Source organism: Pseudomonas sp. SJZ079, from assembly GCF_007993865.1.
GTDB lineage: Bacteria > Pseudomonadota > Gammaproteobacteria > Pseudomonadales > Pseudomonadaceae > Aquipseudomonas.
In genome coordinates this window covers 20,451-38,655 of the sequence record NZ_VIUH01000033.1, presented here as the reverse complement: position 1 = coordinate 38,655, position 18,205 = coordinate 20,451, and the positions used below count along the sequence as shown (strand labels likewise).

Genomic DNA, 18,205 nt, shown 5'->3' with positions numbered 1-18,205 from the left:
CCAGCACTGTGGAGAAAACAACAATGACCAAGATTCTCTCTCTCACCGCCCTAGCTCTGGCCGTGACCTGCACGGCACCGGCGATGGCCGCCGACTTGACGGTGATTTCCTTCGGTGGCGCCAACAAGCAGGCGCAGATCAAGGCCTTCTACCAGCCCTGGGAAAAGAACACGGGCGACAAAGTTATTTCGGGCGACTACAACGGTGAAATGGCTAAGGTGAAAGCCATGGTCGACACCAACAGCGTGTCGTGGAGCCTGGTAGAGGTGGAGTCGCCGGAACTGTCGCGCGGCTGTGACGAAGGCATGTTCGAGGAGCTCGATCCCGCCCAATTCGGCAACGCCGAGGACTTTGTCCCCGGCGCAATCCAGCCCTGCGGCGTCGGTTTCTTCGTCTGGTCCACTGTTCTGGCCTACAACGCCGACAAGCTCAGCGCCGCGCCAAGCGGCTGGGCCGACTTCTGGGACACCCAGAAATTCCCGGGTAAGCGCGGCCTGCGCAAGGGCGCCAAGTACACCCTAGAATTCGCCCTGATGGCCGACGGCGTGGCGCCGAAGGATGTCTATGGCGTGCTGGCCACCAAGGAAGGCCAGGACCGGGCCTTCGCCAAGCTCGACCAGATCAAGCCGAGCATCCAATGGTGGGAAGCCGGCGCCCAGCCGCCGCAGTTCCTCGCCTCCGGCGACGTGGTAATGAGTTCGGCCTACAACGGCCGTATCGCCGCGGTACAGGACGAAAGCAACCTGAAGGTGGTGTGGAACGGCGGCATCTATGACTTCGACAGCTGGGCCATCCCCAAGGGTGCCAAGGATCTGGACGCCGCACAGAAATTTGCCGCCTTCAGCGTGCAGCCCGAGCAGCAGAAGATTTACTCGTCGAACATCGCCTACGGCCCGGCCAACAAGCAGGCGATCAAGCTGCTCGACCCCAAACTGCTGAAAGACATGCCGACCACGCCGGAAAACATCGCCAATCAGGTGGCCATCGACGTGACCTTCTGGGCTGATTACGGCGAGCAGCTGGAGCAGCGCTTCAACGCCTGGGCCGCGCGCAACTAAGCGACGTCCCGGTTGAGCCCCTCTGCCTGTGGCGCAGAGGGGCGTTCCCCCTGAATTTCGGAGTTCGCTATGGCCATTGCAGTGCCCCTGACCGAGGTTGCCGGCCCCTCCCTGAAGAGCCGCCTGGCGCGTGCCGAACGCTTCAACCGCCTGAAAGCTCAGGCGCTGATTGCGCCGCTGCTGCTGTTTCTCGTGCTAGTGTTCCTGGTGCCGATTGCCGCGCTGCTCTACAAGAGTGTGAGCAATCCCGAGGTGGTGGGCACTATGCCGCGCACCGTCGAGGCCATCGCCGACTGGGATGGCAAGGCGCTGCCCGCTGAGCCGGTATACCGGGCGATCAGCCTGGACCTGGCCGAGGCGCGCAAGAACAGGACCATTGGTGACTTGTCAAAGCGCATGAACATGGAGCAGGCCGGTTACCGCAGCCTGATGATGAAAACCGCTCGCGCCTTGCCGCTCAAGAGCGAGCCGACGTCCTATAAGGATGCCCTGGAGGGCATGGACGAACGCTGGGGCGATCCGGCCTATTGGCAGGTAATCCGCCGCAATACCAGTAGCATCAGCCCCTATTACCTATTGGCTTCACTGGATCATCGCATCGACGATCTCGGTGAGTTGGCGCCCGCCTCGCCGGACCAGGCGATCTACCTGGAAATCTTTGCCCGCACCTTCTGGATGGGTTTGGTGATCACGGCTATTTGCCTGCTGCTGGCCTACCCCCTGGCCTACCTGCTGGCCAACCTGCCGACCCGGCAGAGCAACCTGCTGATGATCCTGGTGCTGCTGCCCTTCTGGACCTCGATTCTGGTCCGCGTGGCAGCCTGGATCGTGTTGCTGCAATCCTCCGGCTTGATCAATGGTGCATTGCTCAGCCTGGGCATCATCGATAAGCCCCTGCAGCTGGTGTTCAACCGCGCCGGGGTCTACATCTCCATGGTGCACATCATGTTGCCGTTCATGATTCTGCCGATCTACAGCGTGATGAAGGGCATCTCGCCGACCTATATGCGCGCCGCCATTTCACTCGGTTGTCATCCGTTTGCCAGCTTCTGGCGGGTGTATTTCCCGCAGACCCTGGCCGGCGTCAGTGCCGGTTGCTTGCTGGTGTTCATCCTGTCCATCGGCTACTACATCACCCCGGCGCTACTCGGCAGCCCGAACGACCAGATGGTCAGCTACTTCGTGGCCTTCTACACCAACGTCAGCATCAACTGGGGCATGGCCACGGCACTCGGCGGTCTACTGCTGCTCGCTACCCTGGTGCTCTACGTGGTGTACAGCTGGCTGGTCGGCGCAAGTCGCCTGCGCTTGAGTTGAGGAGAGAGTCGAGATGCTAAGCCCCTATATGTCGCCGATCGAACGCGTCTGGTATTACGCACTGCGCAGTCTCTGCGGCCTGGTGCTGCTGTTTCTGATCCTGCCGGTGCTGGTGATCATTCCACTGTCCTTCAACTCCGGGAGTTTCCTGGTCTACCCACTGCAGGGCTTTTCCCTGCAGTGGTATCAAGACTTTTTCGAGTCCGCCGGCTGGATGCGCGCCCTGAAAAACAGCTTGATCATCGCACCCGCAGCCACGCTGATTGCCATGCTGCTGGGCACCCTGGCCGCGATCGGCTTGACCCGTGGCGATTTTCGCGGCAAAGCCCTGGTGATGAGCCTGTTGATCTCGCCCATGGTGGTGCCCGTGGTGATTGTCGGCGTGGCCAGTTACCTGTTCCTGGCGCCGCTGGGCATGGGCAACAGCTATGTGTCGTTGATCCTGGTGCACGCGGTACTAGGTGTGCCCTTCGTGATCATCACCGTGTCGGCGACCCTGCAGGGCTTCAACTACAACCTGGTGCGCGCCGCCGCCAGCCTCGGTGCGTCACCGCTCACCGCGTTCCGCCGGGTGACCCTACCGCTGATCGCCCCCGGGATGATTTCCGGCGCGCTGTTCGCCTTCGCCACCTCGTTCGACGAAGTGGTGGTGGCCCTGTTCCTCGCCGGCCCGGAGCAAATCACCCTGCCGAGGCAGATGTTCGCCGGTATCCGCGAAAACCTCAGCCCGACCATTGCCGCGGCAGCGACCTTGCTGATCGGCTTCTCCATCCTGTTGCTGCTGACCCTGGAATGGTTGCGTGGGCGCAGTGAAAAACTGCGTACCCAACAACCTGCTTGAACCGCCTGGAACAAGCGACTGTCATGACCCTGCAGTTCAAGCAGGCTGCCTGGTCTTGGCAAAACTGGGCAGTCCCTGCAGCTGTGCATCAATCTGCTTGATGATGTAAGCCCCGATCGGGATGGCCGAGGTCGCCGCCGGCGACGGTGCGTTGCAGACGTTGACGCTGCGCCGAGTATTGCGGAACAGGAAATCCTCGATCAGCTTGCCGTCCTTGGACACCGCCTGGGCGCGGACGCCGGCCGGGTACGGCTTGAGATCCTGTACCTGGAGGCTGGGGCAGTACTTGCGCACCAGCTGCAGATAGCCGCGTTTGTACAGCGAGTTCTTCATCTCGATCAGTCCGGGCCGCAGGTTGTCCTTGAGCACCTTGAGGATGCCCGGGGTGGTCAGCATCTCGAAGGTGTCGGTCAGGGAGATGTCGCGCTTGCGGTAGTCCTCGCGTTTGAGCGCCAGCACCGCATTCGGGCCGACCGTCACGCTGCCATCGATCATGCGGGTCAGGTGCACGCCGAGGAACGGCATGGATGGATCGGGAATCGGGTAGATCAGGTGGTTGACGATGCGGTTGTGCTGCTCAGGCAGCAGGTAGTACTCGCCACGGAACGGACAGATGCTGAAGCCCGGATCAAGGCCCAGCAGGCGCACCATGCGGTCGGCCATCAGGCCCGAGCAGCTGACCATAAAGCGCCCGCTGTAATCGCCGGTCTCGGTATGTACCCGCATCTCGCTCGCCAGTTCCTGCAAACCGCTGACTTCAATTCCATAGCGAATCTCGCCGCCGCGCTTCTGGAATTCGCGGGCCATGGCCGCGGTGACCTCGGTATAGTTGACGATGCCGCTGGAGGGCACGAAGATCCCGCCAATTCCGCTGATATTGGGTTCGCGCTCCCTGAGCTGCTCCGCAGACAACCACTCGCGCTCCAGGCCATTGGCTGCGGTGCGCTCCCACAGCGCGCGCATGCGCTGCATTTCCACCTCATTGGTGGCGACCAGCAACTTGCCGCACTCATCGTAGGCAATGCCCTGCTCATCACAGAACGACTTGGTGGCGCGATTGCCCTCCAGACAGAACTGAGCTTTCAGGCTGCCCGGCGTGTAATAGACCCCCGCGTGGATGACGCCGCTGTTGTGCCCGGTCTGGTGCTTGGCTGGCCCGGACTCTTTCTCGAGCAGCAGGATTTTCGACTCTGGGTAGGCCTTGATCAGCTGCATGGCGGTCGACATACCAATGATGCCGCCACCGATGATCACGAAATCGTACACAGCGTTCACCTCTAGCAGACCGGCGTTATCGCGCGGCCAAACAACCAGGGCTACACGAGAGCGTTCTGGTTCGATTGTTTGCGCCCAAGGGGCGATTATTGACCCTGCTGGTGACCCAGTTTCGGATAACTGAAATACCCGCGCCGACGCATCAGCTCGCGACACCAACCTGGATGAGCGATAAAGCGATCACGGCCGTACTGCCAGTACAGCTTGTTGATCGGCAGCAAGGATTTGCATTCCAGCGCCTGCCCCGGCCACTCAGCCACAGTCTTGCTGAAAACCTCCACCTTCGCCTTGGCGAAAGTCAATTCGAAGAGACCTGGCGATGGCGCAGAGGCTCGATGATTAGCGAGCAACCCGACTCCGCACCATGGGCTCAGTCAGCAGCGTCCTGGGCCGTAGGCAACACCTTCCTGGCTTGCTCTTCGATGCAATCGAACGCCCCGGGGGGCACGCTGTATTCGAATTGCTTACGCCTGTGCTTCGACACAACGCCCCGATTATCGAGGCACATCATCACCAGCCTGGACAGATCGCTGCCACGTATGTCGAAGCGCTCGTTCACGGCCTTGATCACCCGGTCGTAGCGCTCGAGAAACTCAGCTTCCTCACGCAGCTCGACCTCCAAGGCATGCTTGGCCATGCGCAGGGTGAACTCGACCGAGGCCGTCGCATCCCAGAACCGGTAGATACTCGACTGGCCTAGGAAGTCGAAGGCCAGTCGATCGCCATCCAGCCAGGTAACGCTCCAACGTTCGCGCGCTGGCCGCGAGAACTCCTGCAGCGTCAGCAGGTAGTCCTGCTCCTGCCGCTTCATGGCGACCGAAACCGGCAGCAGCAGACCATTGTCCAGCGCACCGGCCCGGCACAGGGTCTGGTGGATGAGGAAGCGCGAAAGGCGGCCATTGCCATCCATGAACGGGTGCAGGAAGACAAAACCAAACGAGGTCACTGCCGCCACGACCAGCGGGTCGACCTGCGCAGCAGCCTCGTTGGCGAAGGCCATCAACTCATCCATCAGTTCGCGCAATAGCTCCGGTGCAGGCGGCACATAGCTGACGCCGGCAGCGCCGCGCAGGCCGTTATGCAAGTGGTTCTGTTGATGGCGAAACAGCGCGGCTTGGTCCAAGGGATTGGAGACCGTGCTGTTCTGCAATTCGACCAGGTACTCCTCGGAGAGCGCGCGGCGGTCATGGGCCTGACGCAGGAGCTGGATAAATCGTCGCGACTTATCCTCCGTGGGCGCCTCTTTTTCAATCGCGAAGGAATCACTGGTTTCGTGCAAGTAGGCCCAATTGATCGCCCGATCCATCATGTCCCTGGGCAACGAGGCCATGAACTCCTGTGCCCGCGTCAGGATGTCCGCATCCAGTAGTTTCTGGATGGCCGGGGTACGCTCGACCGTCGCGCAATAGCGCAGCGAACCCAATCCATTGAAATCGATTCGCCAGCGCGCATTGCGCACGGAAAGGCCCGTTATGTAGTGTTCGGGATCGAACAGCGGCGCCACAGCCCCGCGCACCGGGGCCGGTTGGTCGAGTTGCTGAGCGCTAAAAGCTTCCCACAGAAAGCACGCCTTGCGGATATAGATGCCGTTAGGCGACTGGCCAAGCGCGTCGAGTAACGCACCGGGCTCTATCCGCGGCAATGCCTCGGCCAGTATTGCCAGATTCACCCCTTCGTGCTTGAGCGCGAAGAGAATATGCTGGAGGTACTCGCCTTCTCCGGGTGCGATATTGCGCGGGATGGCCAGGCAGCCGTTGATCTCCGTCTTACGGGTCACGGGTTTGATGATTGCCGGCCTTTTCGGCGCAAATGCAGTGAGCCCCAGCGCCTCTCGTAGATAGGCATATCCCACGGCGGACATGGCGGTCCCTCGGTAAATGTGCAATCGGCGGGGTACAGGTAGTTTTTTTTACACGATCGAAGTTTTTTTTACAAATAACAGTTTTTTGCGTTTATTTCTTACACCCGCAAATCCCCTCCACCAGGAAAGAGCTGATCGTCGAAGCGAGTGATTGCCACTGACTTCCAGCTTTAACAGTTCGACTGGCAACGTCTTGATGCCCCAGCCACTGTTGAGCAGTGATCAGCGCCCCTGCGTGTTCCGTTGCACAACCTTCACCGGGAGGATGCTGGTGACCCATAACGGGAAAACCAAACAGGCTATCCAGTGCGCAGAAAAGCGCGACTTGAAATCATAGAAGGGGCGAGATGCATCGACGCGCGCCAGCCCTAGCTGACAGGTAACGCAGCGGGAAAATATTCGTGCGCAGTTGAAGTGCGAGAATAGCTGGAGGGAACAGCGGACCACAGAAACGACAAGGCCCCGAAATACGGGGCCTTGGTGCATCTGTATGGCGGAAGCGTAGAGATTCGAACTCTAGGACAGTTTCCCGTCGGCGGTTTTCAAGACCGCTGCCTTAAACCACTCGGCCACGCTTCCAAAATTTTTACGGCAATGTTCATGGCCGTTTTTTAATCGCCCAATCACGCCTTGGCTTGACTGAGGGCGGCAATCTTACCGGAACGCAACACACTGTCAAACTCTAAAGGTTGGCAGTGTGCATGGCTCTGTTATGATCCCCACAACCCTGATTCATGGATCTACTAGTCTTTACAGGAGTGTCGCCATGCGCGAACAAGATTACGCACTCAGTCACACGCAGGTTGAGCAGCAGGAAGTCAGCCGCGTCTTGCGCAACACCTACGGCCTGCTGGCCATCACCCTGGCCTTCAGCGGCCTGGTGGCTTATCTGGCGCAACGCGCCAACGTGCCTTACCCGAACTTTATCGTGGTGTTGGTCGGCTTCTACGGTTTGTTCTTCCTCACCGCGAAGCTGCGCAACTCGCCATGGGGCCTGGTTTCCACCCTCGCCCTGACCGGTTTCATGGGCTACACCCTCGGGCCGATCCTCAACCGTTACATGGGGATGTCCAACGGCGCGGAAGTGGTCAGTTCGGCCTTTACCATGACGGCGCTGGTGTTCTGTGGCCTGTCCGCCTATGTGCTGACGACCCGCAAGGACATGAGCTTCCTCAGCGGCTTCATCACCGCGGGTTTCTTCGTCCTGATCGGCGCCATGCTGGCGGGCTTCTTCTTCCAGATCAGCGGCCTGCAATTGGCGATTAGCGCTGGTTTCGTGCTGTTTTCCTCGGCCTGCATCCTCTACCAGACCAGCGCGATCATCCACGGCGGCGAGCGCAACTACATCATGGCGACCATCAGCCTGTATGTGTCGATCTACAACCTGTTCGTCAGCCTGCTGCAGATTTTCGGCATCATGGGCGGCGACGACTGATCCCTAGTGGTAGCCTGAAAGCCCGCTTCGGCGGGCTTTTTCATGCCTGCGGGGAGCATCTTGCGCGCTGAGGCATTATCATTCCGCCAGATATCTTCGCTGGACCTTCCATGAAATTTGCCATTGCCCTCTTCTCCGCGCCGCATGCGCCCTCCTCGCGTCGCGCCTTGCGCTTTGCCCAGGCAGCCTTGGCTGGCGGCCATGAGATAGTGCGGCTGTTTTTCTATCAGGAGGGTGTACACAGCGCCTCGAGCAATGTCGTCACCCCGCAAGACGAGCTGGACGTATCCGGCGAGTGGCGCGATTTCGTCCGCGAGCAGCAGCTGGACGGCGTGGTGTGCATTGCCGCTGCGTTACGTCGTGGCGTGCTGAATACCGAGGAAGCTCAGCGCTACGAGCACCCTGCCGCCAACCTGAGCGATCCCTGGGCGCTTTCCGGGCTCGGCCAATTGCATGAGGCGGCACAAATGGCGGATCGTCTGGTGTGTTTTGGAGGGCCTTGAGATGAAAAAATCGCTGCTGATCATCAGCCGCCAAGCCCCCTGGTCAGGCCCAGGCGCGCGCGAAGCGTTAGACATCGCCCTCGCCGGCGGCGCCTTTGATTTACCCATCGGCATGCTGTTTCTCGACGATGGGGTGTTTCAGCTGACTGCCGCGCAGCAGCCCAAAACCCTGCAACAGAAAGACTTGAGCGCTAACTTGCAGGCGCTGCCGATGTTCGGCGTAGAGTCGCTGTATGCGTCCGCGCGCAGCCTGCAAGAGCGCGGTTTGGCTGAGCAACCCCTGACGCTGGCCGCAAAGGCCCTGGATGATGCCGCGCTCGCTGCCCTTATCGACCGATATGACCAGGTGATCACCCTCTGATGGCCACGTTGCATGTGCTTTCTCATTCCCCCTTTAGCGACAGTCGCTTGAGCAGTTGCCTGCGCCTGCTGGGCGCCAACGATGGCTTGCTGCTTAGCGGCGATGCGGTCTACGCTTTGCAGCCCGGTAGCGCGCAGCGCCAGGCCCTGGAGTTGATGCCAGACAACATTGGTCTATTTGCCCTGGACGAAGACCTGACCGCGCGGGCCGTCAGCGCGCCGCAGCGGGTACAGGTGGTCGACTACGCGGGGTTTGTCGAGCTCAGTTGCCGCTTCGACAAGGTCAATAGCTGGCTATGACTCAGTTGATCGTCGACGGCCGCAGCATTGCACTGGATAAAGACGGCTACCTAGTTAATCTCGATGACTGGTCCGAGGCCGTAGCCACAGCCCTGGCGCAGCAGGACACGCTGAATCTGAGCGCAGAACACTGGGAAATTCTGCAGCTGTTGCGCGCGTTCTATAGCGAGTTCCAGCTGTCGCCGGCCAATCGCCCCCTCATCAAGTACGTGGCCCTCAAGCTCGGCCCGGAAAAAGGCAATAGCCTGCACCTCAATCGCTTGTTCAATGGCGCTCCCGCCAAGCTCGCCGCCAAGCTGGCGGGTCTGCCCAAACCGACGAATTGCCTATGAACCTTGTCACGCCCCCGGAACACCCCTTCGCTCAGTTCGTGCGCATCCTCGGCAAAGGCAAGCGCGGCGCGCGCAACCTCACGCGCGCAGAAGCCCGTGAAGCCATGGGCCTGTTGCTCGACGACAAGGTCGAGGACACCCAGCTCGGTGCCTTCCTCATGCTACTGCGGCACAAAGAGGAAAGCGCCGAGGAAATGGCCGGCTTTGCCGAAGCGGTGCGCGAGCGCCTGCAGGCGCCGCCGATAGCCGTCGATCTGGACTGGCCCAGCTATGCCGGCAAGAAGCGCCATCTGCCGTGGTTTCTCCTGGCCGCCAAAGCACTGGCGCAGAGCGGCGTGCGTATTCTGCTGCACGGCGGCGGCGCGCATACCGCCGGACGCCTGTACAGCGAACAAGTGCTCGCACAACTGGCTATTCCGTTGTGCCGCAGTTGGAGCGAAGTCGAACGAGCGTTGCAGCAACAGCAATTGGCCTTTATCCCGCTGGGCGACTGGATGCCACGGCTGCAACGGATGATCGACCTGCGCAACACCCTCGGCTTGCGCTCGCCGATCCACTCGCTGACCCGGATTCTCAACCCCTTGGCGGCACGCTGCGGCCTGCAAAGCATCTTTCACCCGGGCTACCAGGCGGTACACCGCGAAGCCAGTCAGTTGCTCGGCGATACGGCCATTGTGATCAAGGGCGAAGGCGGCGAGATCGAAATCAATCCGGATGCCACCAGCCACCTGTACGGCACGGCGAGTGGAGAAAACTGGGATGAAGACTGGCCGCCACTGTCGCCGCAACGTCACGTCAAACCCGAGTCGCTGAACCCTGCGCACTTGCAGGCATTTTGGCGGGGCGAAGTCGCGGACGCTTACGGCCAACTCGCCGTGCTGAGCAGCATGGCACTGGCGTTACGCGGTCTTGGTACACCGCGAGACGAGGCCTTCAGCCGAGCGCAGCAGTGCTGGGATGCGCGCGACATATCGAAATAACCGCATGAGCAGGCAGATTTTTGCGGTTTTCAATCGGCCTACTCTGGTTAGACTGGATCCCTAAGCCGTACGGCTAAAGGGGTCGGGAATGGGGTTATTGGTCGAAGGGCAGTGGCAGGATCAGTGGTATAGCGCTTGCCGTAGCCGCGACTTAAACCTCGGTCTGAGCGCCTTCGAACCAGGCCAGTTTGTCGCGCAACTGCACCACCTCACCGACTATCACCAAGGTCGGTGCATGCACGTTGTGCTGCGCGACCAGCTCCGGCAGATTGGCCAAGGTGCCGGTAAACACTCGCTGATTGCTGGTGGTGCCTTGCTGGATCAGCGCTGCCGGCGTGCTGGCGGCGCGTCCGTGGGCAATCAGTTGCTGGCAAATCACCGGTAAGCCGACCAGGCCCATATAGAACACCAGGGTCTGACTTGACGCAGTGAACTCTGCCCACGGCAGATCGCAGCTACCGTCCTTGAGGTGGCCGGTGACGAAGCGTACCGATTGCGCGTAATCGCGGTGGGTCAGCGGAATCCCGGCATAGGCCGCGCAGCCGCTGGCTGCGGTGATGCCGGGCACCACCTGAAAAGGAATACCCTGAGCCGCTAATTCTTCGATCTCTTCGCCACCCCGGCCGAAGATAAATGGATCGCCGCCCTTCAAGCGCAGCACCCGCTTGCCTTCTTTGGCCAGGGTGACCAAGCGCTGATTGATCTGATCCTGCGGCACCGAATGGGCGGATCGCTGCTTGCCGACATAGATGCGCTCGGCATCGCGGCGACACAATTCGATAATTGCCGGCGCGACAAGGCGGTCGTAGAGCACCACATCGGCCTGCTGCATCAAACGCAGTGCACGGAAGGTCAACAGATCGGGATCGCCCGGACCGGCACCGACCAGATAGACCTCACCCAAGGCCTGCGGTATGGCGCCGGCCACTTTCTGCGTGAGCAAACGCTCACCCTCATGCAACTTGCCGGCAAACACGCTCTCGGCGATCTGCCCTTGAAATACATCCTCCCAGAACACCCGGCGTTGCTGCACATCAGGCAGCAGGCCTTTAACCTGAGCGCGGAAGCGTTTCGCCAACCCTGCCAGCTGGCCGTAAGTCGCTGGAATCCAGGTTTCGATCTTGGCGCGGATCAGTCGCGCCAACACCGGAGCATCACCCCCGCTACTGACGGCGACGATCAGCGGCGAACGATCGACGATGGCCGGGAAAATCACGCTACACAGCTTCGGCGCGTCCACCACATTGACCGGGATACCGAGCGCCTGAGCCTGTGCGGAAATCTGCGCATTCAAGGGTTCGTCATCGGTGGCGGCAATGATCAGCGCCACACCCTCCAGGTCGCTTGCCTGATAGCCTCGCAGCAACAACTGATTGGCGCCCTGCCCGGCGAGCTCGCGCAGATCGTCCCGCACCTCTGGCGCGACGACTCTCAGGGTAGCCCCGGCGTCCGCCAGCAAGCGGGCTTTGCGCAGCGCCACTTCACCACCACCGACCACCAGCGCCAGGCGATCGTGCAGTTTGTGAAACAGGGGAAGGAAATCCATGGCAAATACCCAAGATGCGCCATCCTGGCGGATGGCTTAGAGAAAAGTAGCCTGCGATCTTACGGCGGACACGGGAGAACCTGGCCAGCGCAGGCCATGCGAGCGTGGTTGAGCCCGCATAGCCGAAAGCTCAGCGGTTTTAGCCGATTACCTCGATGCCGGCCATATAGGGCTTGAGCACGTCCGGAACGCGGATCGAGCCATCGGCCTGCTGGTAGTTCTCCAGTACCGCCACCAGGGTGCGGCCTACGGCCAACCCGGAACCATTCAAGGTGTGCAGCAACTCGGGCTTGCCGGTTTCCGGGTTACGGTAGCGCGCCTGCATGCGCCGCGCCTGGAAGTCGCCACAGTTGGAGCAGGAGGAGATTTCCCGGTACTTGTCCTGACTCGGCACCCAGACTTCCAGGTCGTAGGTCTTGGTCGCACCGAAGCCCATGTCGCCGGTGCACAAGGCCAGCACGCGGTACGGCAGTTCAAGCAGTTGCAGCACCTTCTCGGCATTGCCGGTGAGTTCTTCCAGGGCCGCTTCGGAAGTGCTCGGCTCGACGATCTGCACCATCTCGACTTTGTCGAACTGGTGTTGGCGAATCATCCCGCGGGTGTCGCGTCCGGAAGCGCCGGCTTCGCTACGGAAGCACGGGGTGTGGGCGACGAACTTCAACGGCAATTGTTTGGCATCGACAATCTCGCCCGCGACGATATTGGTCAGCGACACTTCGGCGGTCGGAATCAGGTACAGGTCGGCCTCGTTTTCGCGGCTGATCTTGAACAGATCCTCCTCGAACTTCGGCAACTGACCCGTGCCTTGCAAGGCAGGAGCTTGCACCAGGTACGGGGTATAGGCCTCTTCGTAGCCATGTTCGCCGGTGTGCAGGTTGATCATGAACTGCGCCAGGGCACGGTGCAGTCGAGCGATAGGCCCTCGCAACAAGGCGAAACGGGCGCCGGAGAGCTTCGCCGCGGTCTCGAAGTCCAGCCAACCATGCTGTTCGCCCAGGCTGACGTGATCCTGGATCGCGAAATCGAAGGATTTCGGCGTGCCCCAGCGGCGTACTTCGACATTGGCCTCTTCATCCTCGCCGACCGGCACCGACTCGTGTGGCAGGTTGGGGATGTTCAGCAGCAGGCTGTCCAGTTCGCTCTGAATAGCGTCCAGTTCCTGCTTACCGGCGTCCAGCTCGCTGCCCATGCGGTCGACATCGGCCAGCAATGGCGCGATATCCTCACCGCGCTGCTTGGCCTGGCCAATGGCCTTGGAGCGACTGTTGCGCTCGGCCTGCAGTTGTTCGGTGCGGGTTTGCAACGTCTTGCGCTGGGCTTCCAGCGCTTCGAAACGCGCCACATCCAGTTCGAAGCCGCGCGTCGCCAGGCGTTGGGCAATTTCGTGGAGTTGGCTGCGCACCAATTTGGAATCAAGCATGTTCGTCTCTCATCATCAGAGTTTGGTCAGGGACAAGCCCGCCCAGGTGGCGAGCAGGCCGCCGAACACGCTGAGTGTCACATAGCCAATGGCCAGCAGCAGTTGCCCGCTTTCCAGCAAGCGCAGCGTGTCGAGGGAAAAGGAAGAAAACGTCGTCAGGCCACCGAGAAAGCCAACCAGCAAACCGGCGCGCAACTCCAGCGGAACATCCGGACGGAGCAGGAACAGGCCATAGAAGTAGCCAATCAGTAAACAGCCGACGATATTGACCAGCAAGGTGGCGATATTGAAGTGCTGCGGCCAATGGCTGTTGATCCAGTTGGCGGTCGTGAAGCGCAGCAGGCAGCCGGCTGTACCGCCTGCAGCGACCGCAACAAACACGCCGATCATGGCTTTCTCCGCTGCCGCGGGCTGACGCGATCTTGGGCGGCGAGATGATTCAGCTTGTCGCGGATCTTCAATTCCAAGCCACGTGCAACCGGCTGGTAGTACTGGCGCGGTGGCAACTGCTCGGGGAAATAATCCTCACCCGCCGCATAAGCCTCTGGCTCATCGTGGGCATAGCGATACTCGTCGCCATAGCCCAACTCTTTCATCAGTTTGGTCGGAGCATTGCGCAAATGCAGCGGCACTTCCTGCGAACCATGTTCAGCGGCATCGCGCATGGCCGCCTTGAAGGCGTTGTACACAGCATTGCTCTTCGGCGCGCAGGCCAGGTAGACGATGGCCTGCGCCACGGCCAACTCGCCTTCCGGGCTACCCAGGCGCTCCTGCACATCCCAGGCATTCAGGCACAGTGTCAGCGCTCGCGGATCGGCATTACCGATGTCTTCGCTAGCCATACGCACCACGCGACGGGCGATATACAACGGGTCGCAGCCACCATCGAGCATGCGCGCGAACCAGTACAAGGCGCCATCGGGGCTGGAGCCACGCACCGACTTATGCAGTGCGGAAATCTGGTCGTAGAACGCTTCACCGCCCTTGTCGAAACGCCGACGGCTGTCGCCAAGCAGGTCGAGCAACAGCTCGTGGCTGATTTCGCCGCCGTCTTCGGCCAGGTCCGCGGCGTTTTCCAGAAAATTCAGCAGGCGCCGGCCGTCGCCATCCGCCGCGGCCAGGAGAATCTTGAAGCTTTCCTCCGGCAGACTCAGTTGCCGCTCAGCCAGGCCTTTCGGGTCGCTCAAGGCGCGGGCCACCAACTTGCGCAGCGCCGCTTCGTCAAGGCTTTTCAGCACATAGACCCGTGCGCGCGAGAGCAAGGCGTTATTCAACTCGAACGAAGGATTTTCGGTGGTGGCGCCGATAAAGATCAGCGTGCCGTCCTCGACGTAAGGCAGGAAGGCGTCCTGTTGCGACTTGTTGAAGCGGTGCACTTCATCGACGAACAAAATGGTGCGCCGACCGTACTGTGCGGCGTGCTGCTGGGCAATCTCGACCGCCTGACGGATTTCCTTGACCCCGGAGAGCACCGCGGAAATCGTCTCGAAATGCGCATCGGTCACCTGGGCCAATAAACGCGCCAGAGTCGTTTTGCCGACACCCGGTGGTCCCCAGAAGATCATCGAGTGCAGCGCGCCCTGCTCCAGCGCCTCACGCAGCGGTTTACCACGGGCGAGCAGGTGCTCCTGACCGACATACTCGTCCAGAGTGGCCGCGCGCAAACGGGCAGCCAGTGGTTGCGCGACAGGAGCCTTGCTAAATAGATCCATGGAACCGGGCTAAGACCTCTTACTCTTGAATGACGTCCACGCCGTCCGGAATGTCGAAGCTGAACTGCCCGTCATCCAGTTTCTCGTTCATCTTCACACTGAGGAACAAAATATTGGTGCGCTGGCCGATGCTGTCGATCAACTGCATGTCATTCAACACGCCACTGCGAAACGACAGACGCAAGCTATCGAACAGGGTGTCCTTGGCCTTGGGCTTGAGAATGAAATCGACCACGCTACCGCCTTCCTTGTAGCTGATGTCGAAATTCTCGCTGATCTTCGAGACGTCACCCGACAGCAACAGTGCAGGCGTGTGCGTCAGGCGCTGGTCGAGGGTCTGAATGGTTACCTGTTGCAGGTCCGGATCGTACAACCAGACCTTCTTGCCATTGGATACCAGCAACTGCTCCATCGGCTCGTCGGTGTGCCAGCGAAACAAGCCAGGGCGCTTCAACACCAACTGGCCCGCGGTTTCCTGCAGCTGAGTGCCGCTACCGTCCAGGGTCAGTTGCGAGAAGCGCGCACTGATGGTTTGAGCCTGGTTGAGCAATTGCGTCAGACGCTGCACCGCCGCCTCGTCGGCCGCCAGGGCAGACATGCTGGAAACGCTTAGAACAACCAACAACAGCATGCGAATCAGGCGCATGAAAGTCCTCTTAAAAGTCGATATGTAGGCGTTAGTCGCGAACGGGGCTCGGCGCGATCACTTCACGCGAGCCGTTGGTATTCATGGACGTCACCACGCCGGCCATTTCCATGGCTTCAATCATCCGCGCGGCGCGGTTGTAGCCAATCTTCAGCTTGCGCTGTACCGCGGAAATCGAAGCGCGGCGACTTTCGGTGACAAAGCGCACGGCCTCGTCATACAGCGGGTCTGACTCACTGCCCTCGCTACTGCCCTCGCTGCTACCGTCAAAGCCACTGCCAGCCTCTTCAACGCCGGCGAGGATGTCTTCGATGTAATCCGGGGTGCCACGCTGCTTCCACGCATCGACGACACGGTGCACCTCTTCATCGGAAACGAAGGCGCCGTGCACCCGAATCGGCAGTCCGGTACCGGGCGGCAGATAGAGCATGTCACCATGGCCAAGCAATTGTTCGGCGCCACCCTGATCGAGAATGGTACGCGAATCGATCTTGCTCGACACCTGGAAGGCCATACGGGTCGGGATGTTGGCCTTGATCAGGCCGGTGATCACGTCTACCGATGGCCGCTGGGTGGCGAGAATCAGGTGAATACCCGCAGCCCGCGCCTTTTGCGCGATGCGCGCGATCAATTCTTCGACCTTCTTGCCGACGATCATCATCATGTCGGCGAACTCGTCGACCACTACCACGATAGTCGGCAGTGGTTTCAGCAGCGGCGCCTCATCGTGAATGCTTTCGCGCTTGTACAGCGGATCTTCCAGCGGTTGTCCGGCATCGATGGCGTCTTTGACCTTGCGGTTGAAGCCAGCCAGGTTGCGTACGCCCATCTTCGACATCAGCTTGTAGCGCCGCTCCATCTCGGCCACGCTCCAACGCAGGGCATTGGCCGCCTCCTTCATGTCGGTCACGACCGGGCAGAGCAAGTGCGGGATACCCTCGTAGATCGACAGTTCGAGCATTTTCGGGTCAATCATGATCATCCGCGCCTCCTCCGGCGTGGATTTGAACAGGATCGACAGGATCATCGCGTTGACCCCCACCGACTTGCCCGAGCCGGTGGTGCCCGCTACCAGCAGGTGCGGCATGCGCGCCAGGTCGGTAATCACCGGTTTGCCACCGATGTCATGCCCTAGAGCCAGGGTGACCGGCGACTTGGCTTCATCATATTCGGGCGAGGACAGCACCTCGGAGAAGCGTACGATCTGCCGGTCTTCGTTGGGTATCTCGATGCCGACTGTGGTTTTACCCGGAATGACTTCCACCACCCGCACACTGATCACTGCCAGCGAACGGGCCAGGTCTTTGGCCAAGTTGGAAATGCGGCTGACTTTTACCCCTGCGGCCGGCTGTATTTCAAAGCGCGTGATCACCGGACCGGGATGAACCGATTCGACCAGCACCTCGACACCAAACTCCTTGAGTTTGATCTCCAATAGGCGCGACATGGCCTCGAGAGACTCTGGCGAATATTTCTTCTGGACCTTTTCCGCCACATCGAGGATAGCAATCGGCGGCAGCGTGCCCTCCACCGCGCTATCGACGAACAACGGCGCTTGCTTTTCTTTCAGCACACGCTTGCTCGGCTCAGCGGTTTTCGCTGCAGCAGGCGGGGTAATGATCGGCGCGATGCGGTTCTCACGCTCGCTCATGTGCTTGCTCAGGGTTTCTTCGCGAGCGAGCAGGCGCTCTTTGACTTTGGCTTGCTCACGGCGGTCATGCACCATCGGGGCTGCCACGTTGCTAACCTGCTCATCGACTTCGCGTAGTTGCAGTGCCAGCTGTTTGCGCTCGACCCGAGCGCTCCACCAGCGGTTGACCAGATTCTGGATCAATTCGAACAAGTCCAGGGTGATCTTGCCGGTCAGGTCCATCACTTTGAACCAGGACAAGTCGGTAAATACCGTCAAGCCAAAGAGAAAAAGTGCAATAAACAGCAGGGTACTGCCCTGCACATTCAGCGCGCCTTCGGCCAGCTGACCAATACTTTCACCCAGGGCACCACCAGCTGAAGCCGGCATGCTTGAACCGGCGTCAAAATGGATATCGGCCAACGCCGCCCCCGACAACACCAGGAATACCAAGCCGATCAGTCGCCAGGAAAACAGCCAGCCACTCCAGTGCCAGGGTTTATGGCGGTCGCGAAACACTTGCAGGGTCTTAACCCCGAGCAATAGCGGAAACAGATAGGCGAAATAGCCCAGGGCCATGAATAGGATGTCGGCGAACCACGCACCGGCGCGACCGGCTGCGTTGTGCACCTGTTCCACATTGCTGGTGTGCGTCCAGCCTGGATCGGCCGCATCGTAAGTCAGCAACGCCATCCACAGATAAAGGCAGAGTGCGCCAAGGGCAATCAGTGCGCCCTCTTTCAATCGGTAGGGCAGTTGCTGGCGCCAGATCGGTGCCTGAGCTGTAGTGCTAGAGTTCTTCAAAACGCATCTATTCCTGCGCCGATGGGGCGCGCCGAATCATCGGTTAACGGCGAAAGTGAGGCCTATTGTACGGGTTTGTCCGACTGCTGCCACACAGCCCTGCTAGGGTAAACTCTGTACCGTCGGAGCCTCGTGTCGCTGACTCCTGTTCACCCTCTGCTTCGGTGTAGCATAGCCGGCATCAT

General features: G+C 60.4%; 18 protein-coding genes and 1 tRNA gene. 9 read left to right on the top strand and 10 right to left on the bottom strand.

Translation table 11 applies throughout. From position 1 onward, the window contains the following. Window positions 1-23: 23 nt before the first annotated feature. From FBY03_RS20965 to FBY03_RS20955, 3 genes are all read left to right on the top strand, one after another. Window positions 24-1,058 (top strand): ABC transporter substrate-binding protein, encoded by a 1,035-nt coding sequence (locus FBY03_RS20965; RefSeq protein ID WP_147174287.1) that lies wholly within the window; start codon window positions 24-26, stop codon window positions 1,056-1,058. Window positions 1,059-1,127: 69 nt separating this feature from the next. Then, window positions 1,128-2,375, top strand: coding sequence for an ABC transporter permease (locus FBY03_RS20960; protein ID WP_147174286.1), 1,248 nt, complete (start codon window positions 1,128-1,130; stop codon window positions 2,373-2,375). Window positions 2,376-2,388: 13 nt separating this feature from the next. Next, window positions 2,389-3,216, top strand: coding sequence for an ABC transporter permease (locus tag FBY03_RS20955; RefSeq protein ID WP_147174285.1), 828 nt, complete (start codon window positions 2,389-2,391; stop codon window positions 3,214-3,216). Between the two features lie 36 nt (window positions 3,217-3,252). Here the strand turns inward: FBY03_RS20955 and lhgO are convergent, their stop codons facing one another. The 4 genes from lhgO to FBY03_RS20935 form a co-directional block, all read right to left on the bottom strand. Next, window positions 3,253-4,482, bottom strand: coding sequence for an L-2-hydroxyglutarate oxidase (gene lhgO, locus FBY03_RS20950; protein WP_147174284.1), 1,230 nt, complete (start codon window positions 4,480-4,482; stop codon window positions 3,253-3,255). 95 nt (window positions 4,483-4,577) lie between these two features. Next, the gene (locus FBY03_RS20945; protein WP_256678010.1) at window positions 4,578-4,793 is read right to left on the bottom strand and encodes a carbon starvation induced protein CsiD; all 216 of its coding nucleotides are present in this window, start codon (window positions 4,791-4,793) and stop codon (window positions 4,578-4,580) included. A 68-nt stretch (window positions 4,794-4,861) separates the two neighbouring features. After that, entirely contained in the window at window positions 4,862-6,352 is a 1,491-nt protein-coding gene (locus FBY03_RS20940) for a Fic family protein (RefSeq protein WP_147174282.1), read from the bottom strand. Window positions 6,353-6,843: 491 nt separating this feature from the next. Beyond that, window positions 6,844-6,931: transfer RNA gene (locus FBY03_RS20935), tRNA-Ser, on the bottom strand. A gap of 187 nt (window positions 6,932-7,118) precedes the next feature. Here FBY03_RS20935 and FBY03_RS20930 point away from each other — a divergent pair. The 6 genes from FBY03_RS20930 (at window position 7,119) to FBY03_RS20905 (ending at window position 10,262) form a co-directional block, all read left to right on the top strand. Then, on the top strand, window positions 7,119-7,787 hold the full coding sequence (locus FBY03_RS20930) for a Bax inhibitor-1/YccA family protein (protein WP_147174281.1): 669 nt from the start codon (window positions 7,119-7,121) through the stop codon (window positions 7,785-7,787). Window positions 7,788-7,897: 110 nt separating this feature from the next. Further along, window positions 7,898-8,290: a sulfurtransferase complex subunit TusD gene (gene tusD, locus FBY03_RS20925; RefSeq protein WP_147174280.1), complete on the top strand. Its 393-nt coding sequence runs from the start codon at window positions 7,898-7,900 to the stop codon at window positions 8,288-8,290. Between the two features lies 1 nt (window position 8,291). Further along, window positions 8,292-8,651 (top strand): sulfurtransferase complex subunit TusC, encoded by a 360-nt coding sequence (tusC, locus tag FBY03_RS20920; RefSeq protein WP_147174279.1) that lies wholly within the window; start codon window positions 8,292-8,294, stop codon window positions 8,649-8,651. After that, window positions 8,651-8,950, top strand: a complete 300-nt coding sequence (tusB, locus tag FBY03_RS20915; RefSeq protein WP_147174278.1) for a sulfurtransferase complex subunit TusB — start codon at window positions 8,651-8,653, stop codon at window positions 8,948-8,950. Before tusC ends, tusB begins: the two co-directional genes overlap by 1 nt. Then, window positions 8,947-9,282 carry a TusE/DsrC/DsvC family sulfur relay protein gene (locus FBY03_RS20910; protein ID WP_147174277.1) on the top strand — a complete coding sequence of 112 codons (336 nt, stop codon included), beginning with the start codon at window positions 8,947-8,949 and terminating at the stop codon, window positions 9,280-9,282. Before tusB ends, FBY03_RS20910 begins: the two co-directional genes overlap by 4 nt. Further along, window positions 9,279-10,262, top strand: a complete 984-nt coding sequence (locus FBY03_RS20905) for a glycosyl transferase family protein (RefSeq protein ID WP_147174276.1) — start codon at window positions 9,279-9,281, stop codon at window positions 10,260-10,262. The genes FBY03_RS20910 and FBY03_RS20905 overlap by 4 nt, the downstream gene beginning before the upstream one ends. A gap of 151 nt (window positions 10,263-10,413) precedes the next feature. Here the strand turns inward: FBY03_RS20905 and cysG are convergent, their stop codons facing one another. From cysG to ftsK, 6 genes are all read right to left on the bottom strand, one after another. Continuing rightward, on the bottom strand, window positions 10,414-11,808 hold the full coding sequence (gene cysG, locus FBY03_RS20900; RefSeq protein WP_147174275.1) for a siroheme synthase CysG: 1,395 nt from the start codon (window positions 11,806-11,808) through the stop codon (window positions 10,414-10,416). A 139-nt stretch (window positions 11,809-11,947) separates the two neighbouring features. Next, on the bottom strand, window positions 11,948-13,228 hold the full coding sequence (gene serS, locus FBY03_RS20895; protein WP_147174274.1) for a serine--tRNA ligase: 1,281 nt from the start codon (window positions 13,226-13,228) through the stop codon (window positions 11,948-11,950). 15 nt (window positions 13,229-13,243) lie between these two features. Next, window positions 13,244-13,618, bottom strand: a complete 375-nt coding sequence (crcB, locus tag FBY03_RS20890) for a fluoride efflux transporter CrcB (protein WP_147174273.1) — start codon at window positions 13,616-13,618, stop codon at window positions 13,244-13,246. Further along, window positions 13,615-14,940, bottom strand: coding sequence for a replication-associated recombination protein A (locus FBY03_RS20885; RefSeq protein WP_147174272.1), 1,326 nt, complete (start codon window positions 14,938-14,940; stop codon window positions 13,615-13,617). The genes crcB and FBY03_RS20885 overlap by 4 nt, the downstream gene beginning before the upstream one ends. Before the next feature lie 19 nt (window positions 14,941-14,959). Continuing rightward, the gene (lolA, locus tag FBY03_RS20880; RefSeq protein WP_147174271.1) at window positions 14,960-15,586 is read right to left on the bottom strand and encodes an outer membrane lipoprotein chaperone LolA; all 627 of its coding nucleotides are present in this window, start codon (window positions 15,584-15,586) and stop codon (window positions 14,960-14,962) included. Window positions 15,587-15,617: 31 nt separating this feature from the next. Then, a complete protein-coding gene (ftsK, locus tag FBY03_RS20875; RefSeq protein ID WP_178090737.1) occupies window positions 15,618-18,020 on the bottom strand; it encodes a DNA translocase FtsK in 2,403 nt (800 codons plus the stop codon). Window positions 18,021-18,205 lie beyond the last annotated feature (185 nt).

Excerpts from the sequence above, each read along its gene's own strand:
- FBY03_RS20955 (WP_147174285.1), top strand. The coding sequence starts at position 2,389 with ATGCTAAGCCCCTATATGTCGCCGATCGAACGCGTCTGGTATTACGCA.
- FBY03_RS20905 (WP_147174276.1), top strand. The coding sequence starts at position 9,279 with ATGAACCTTGTCACGCCCCCGGAACACCCCTTCGCTCAGTTCGTGCGC.
- FBY03_RS20930 (WP_147174281.1), top strand. The coding sequence starts at position 7,119 with ATGCGCGAACAAGATTACGCACTCAGTCACACGCAGGTTGAGCAGCAG.
- FBY03_RS20965 (WP_147174287.1), top strand. The coding sequence starts at position 24 with ATGACCAAGATTCTCTCTCTCACCGCCCTAGCTCTGGCCGTGACCTGC.
- FBY03_RS20940 (WP_147174282.1), bottom strand. The coding sequence starts at position 6,352 with ATGTCCGCCGTGGGATATGCCTATCTACGAGAGGCGCTGGGGCTCACT.
- tusC (WP_147174279.1), top strand. The coding sequence starts at position 8,292 with ATGAAAAAATCGCTGCTGATCATCAGCCGCCAAGCCCCCTGGTCAGGC.
- cysG (WP_147174275.1), bottom strand. The coding sequence starts at position 11,808 with ATGGATTTCCTTCCCCTGTTTCACAAACTGCACGATCGCCTGGCGCTG.
- FBY03_RS20910 (WP_147174277.1), top strand. The coding sequence starts at position 8,947 with ATGACTCAGTTGATCGTCGACGGCCGCAGCATTGCACTGGATAAAGAC.
- crcB (WP_147174273.1), bottom strand. The coding sequence starts at position 13,618 with ATGATCGGCGTGTTTGTTGCGGTCGCTGCAGGCGGTACAGCCGGCTGC.
- FBY03_RS20885 (WP_147174272.1), bottom strand. The coding sequence starts at position 14,940 with ATGGATCTATTTAGCAAGGCTCCTGTCGCGCAACCACTGGCTGCCCGT.
- tusB (WP_147174278.1), top strand. The coding sequence starts at position 8,651 with ATGGCCACGTTGCATGTGCTTTCTCATTCCCCCTTTAGCGACAGTCGC.
- tusD (WP_147174280.1), top strand. The coding sequence starts at position 7,898 with ATGAAATTTGCCATTGCCCTCTTCTCCGCGCCGCATGCGCCCTCCTCG.
- lolA (WP_147174271.1), bottom strand. The coding sequence starts at position 15,586 with ATGCGCCTGATTCGCATGCTGTTGTTGGTTGTTCTAAGCGTTTCCAGC.
- FBY03_RS20960 (WP_147174286.1), top strand. The coding sequence starts at position 1,128 with ATGGCCATTGCAGTGCCCCTGACCGAGGTTGCCGGCCCCTCCCTGAAG.
- serS (WP_147174274.1), bottom strand. The coding sequence starts at position 13,228 with ATGCTTGATTCCAAATTGGTGCGCAGCCAACTCCACGAAATTGCCCAA.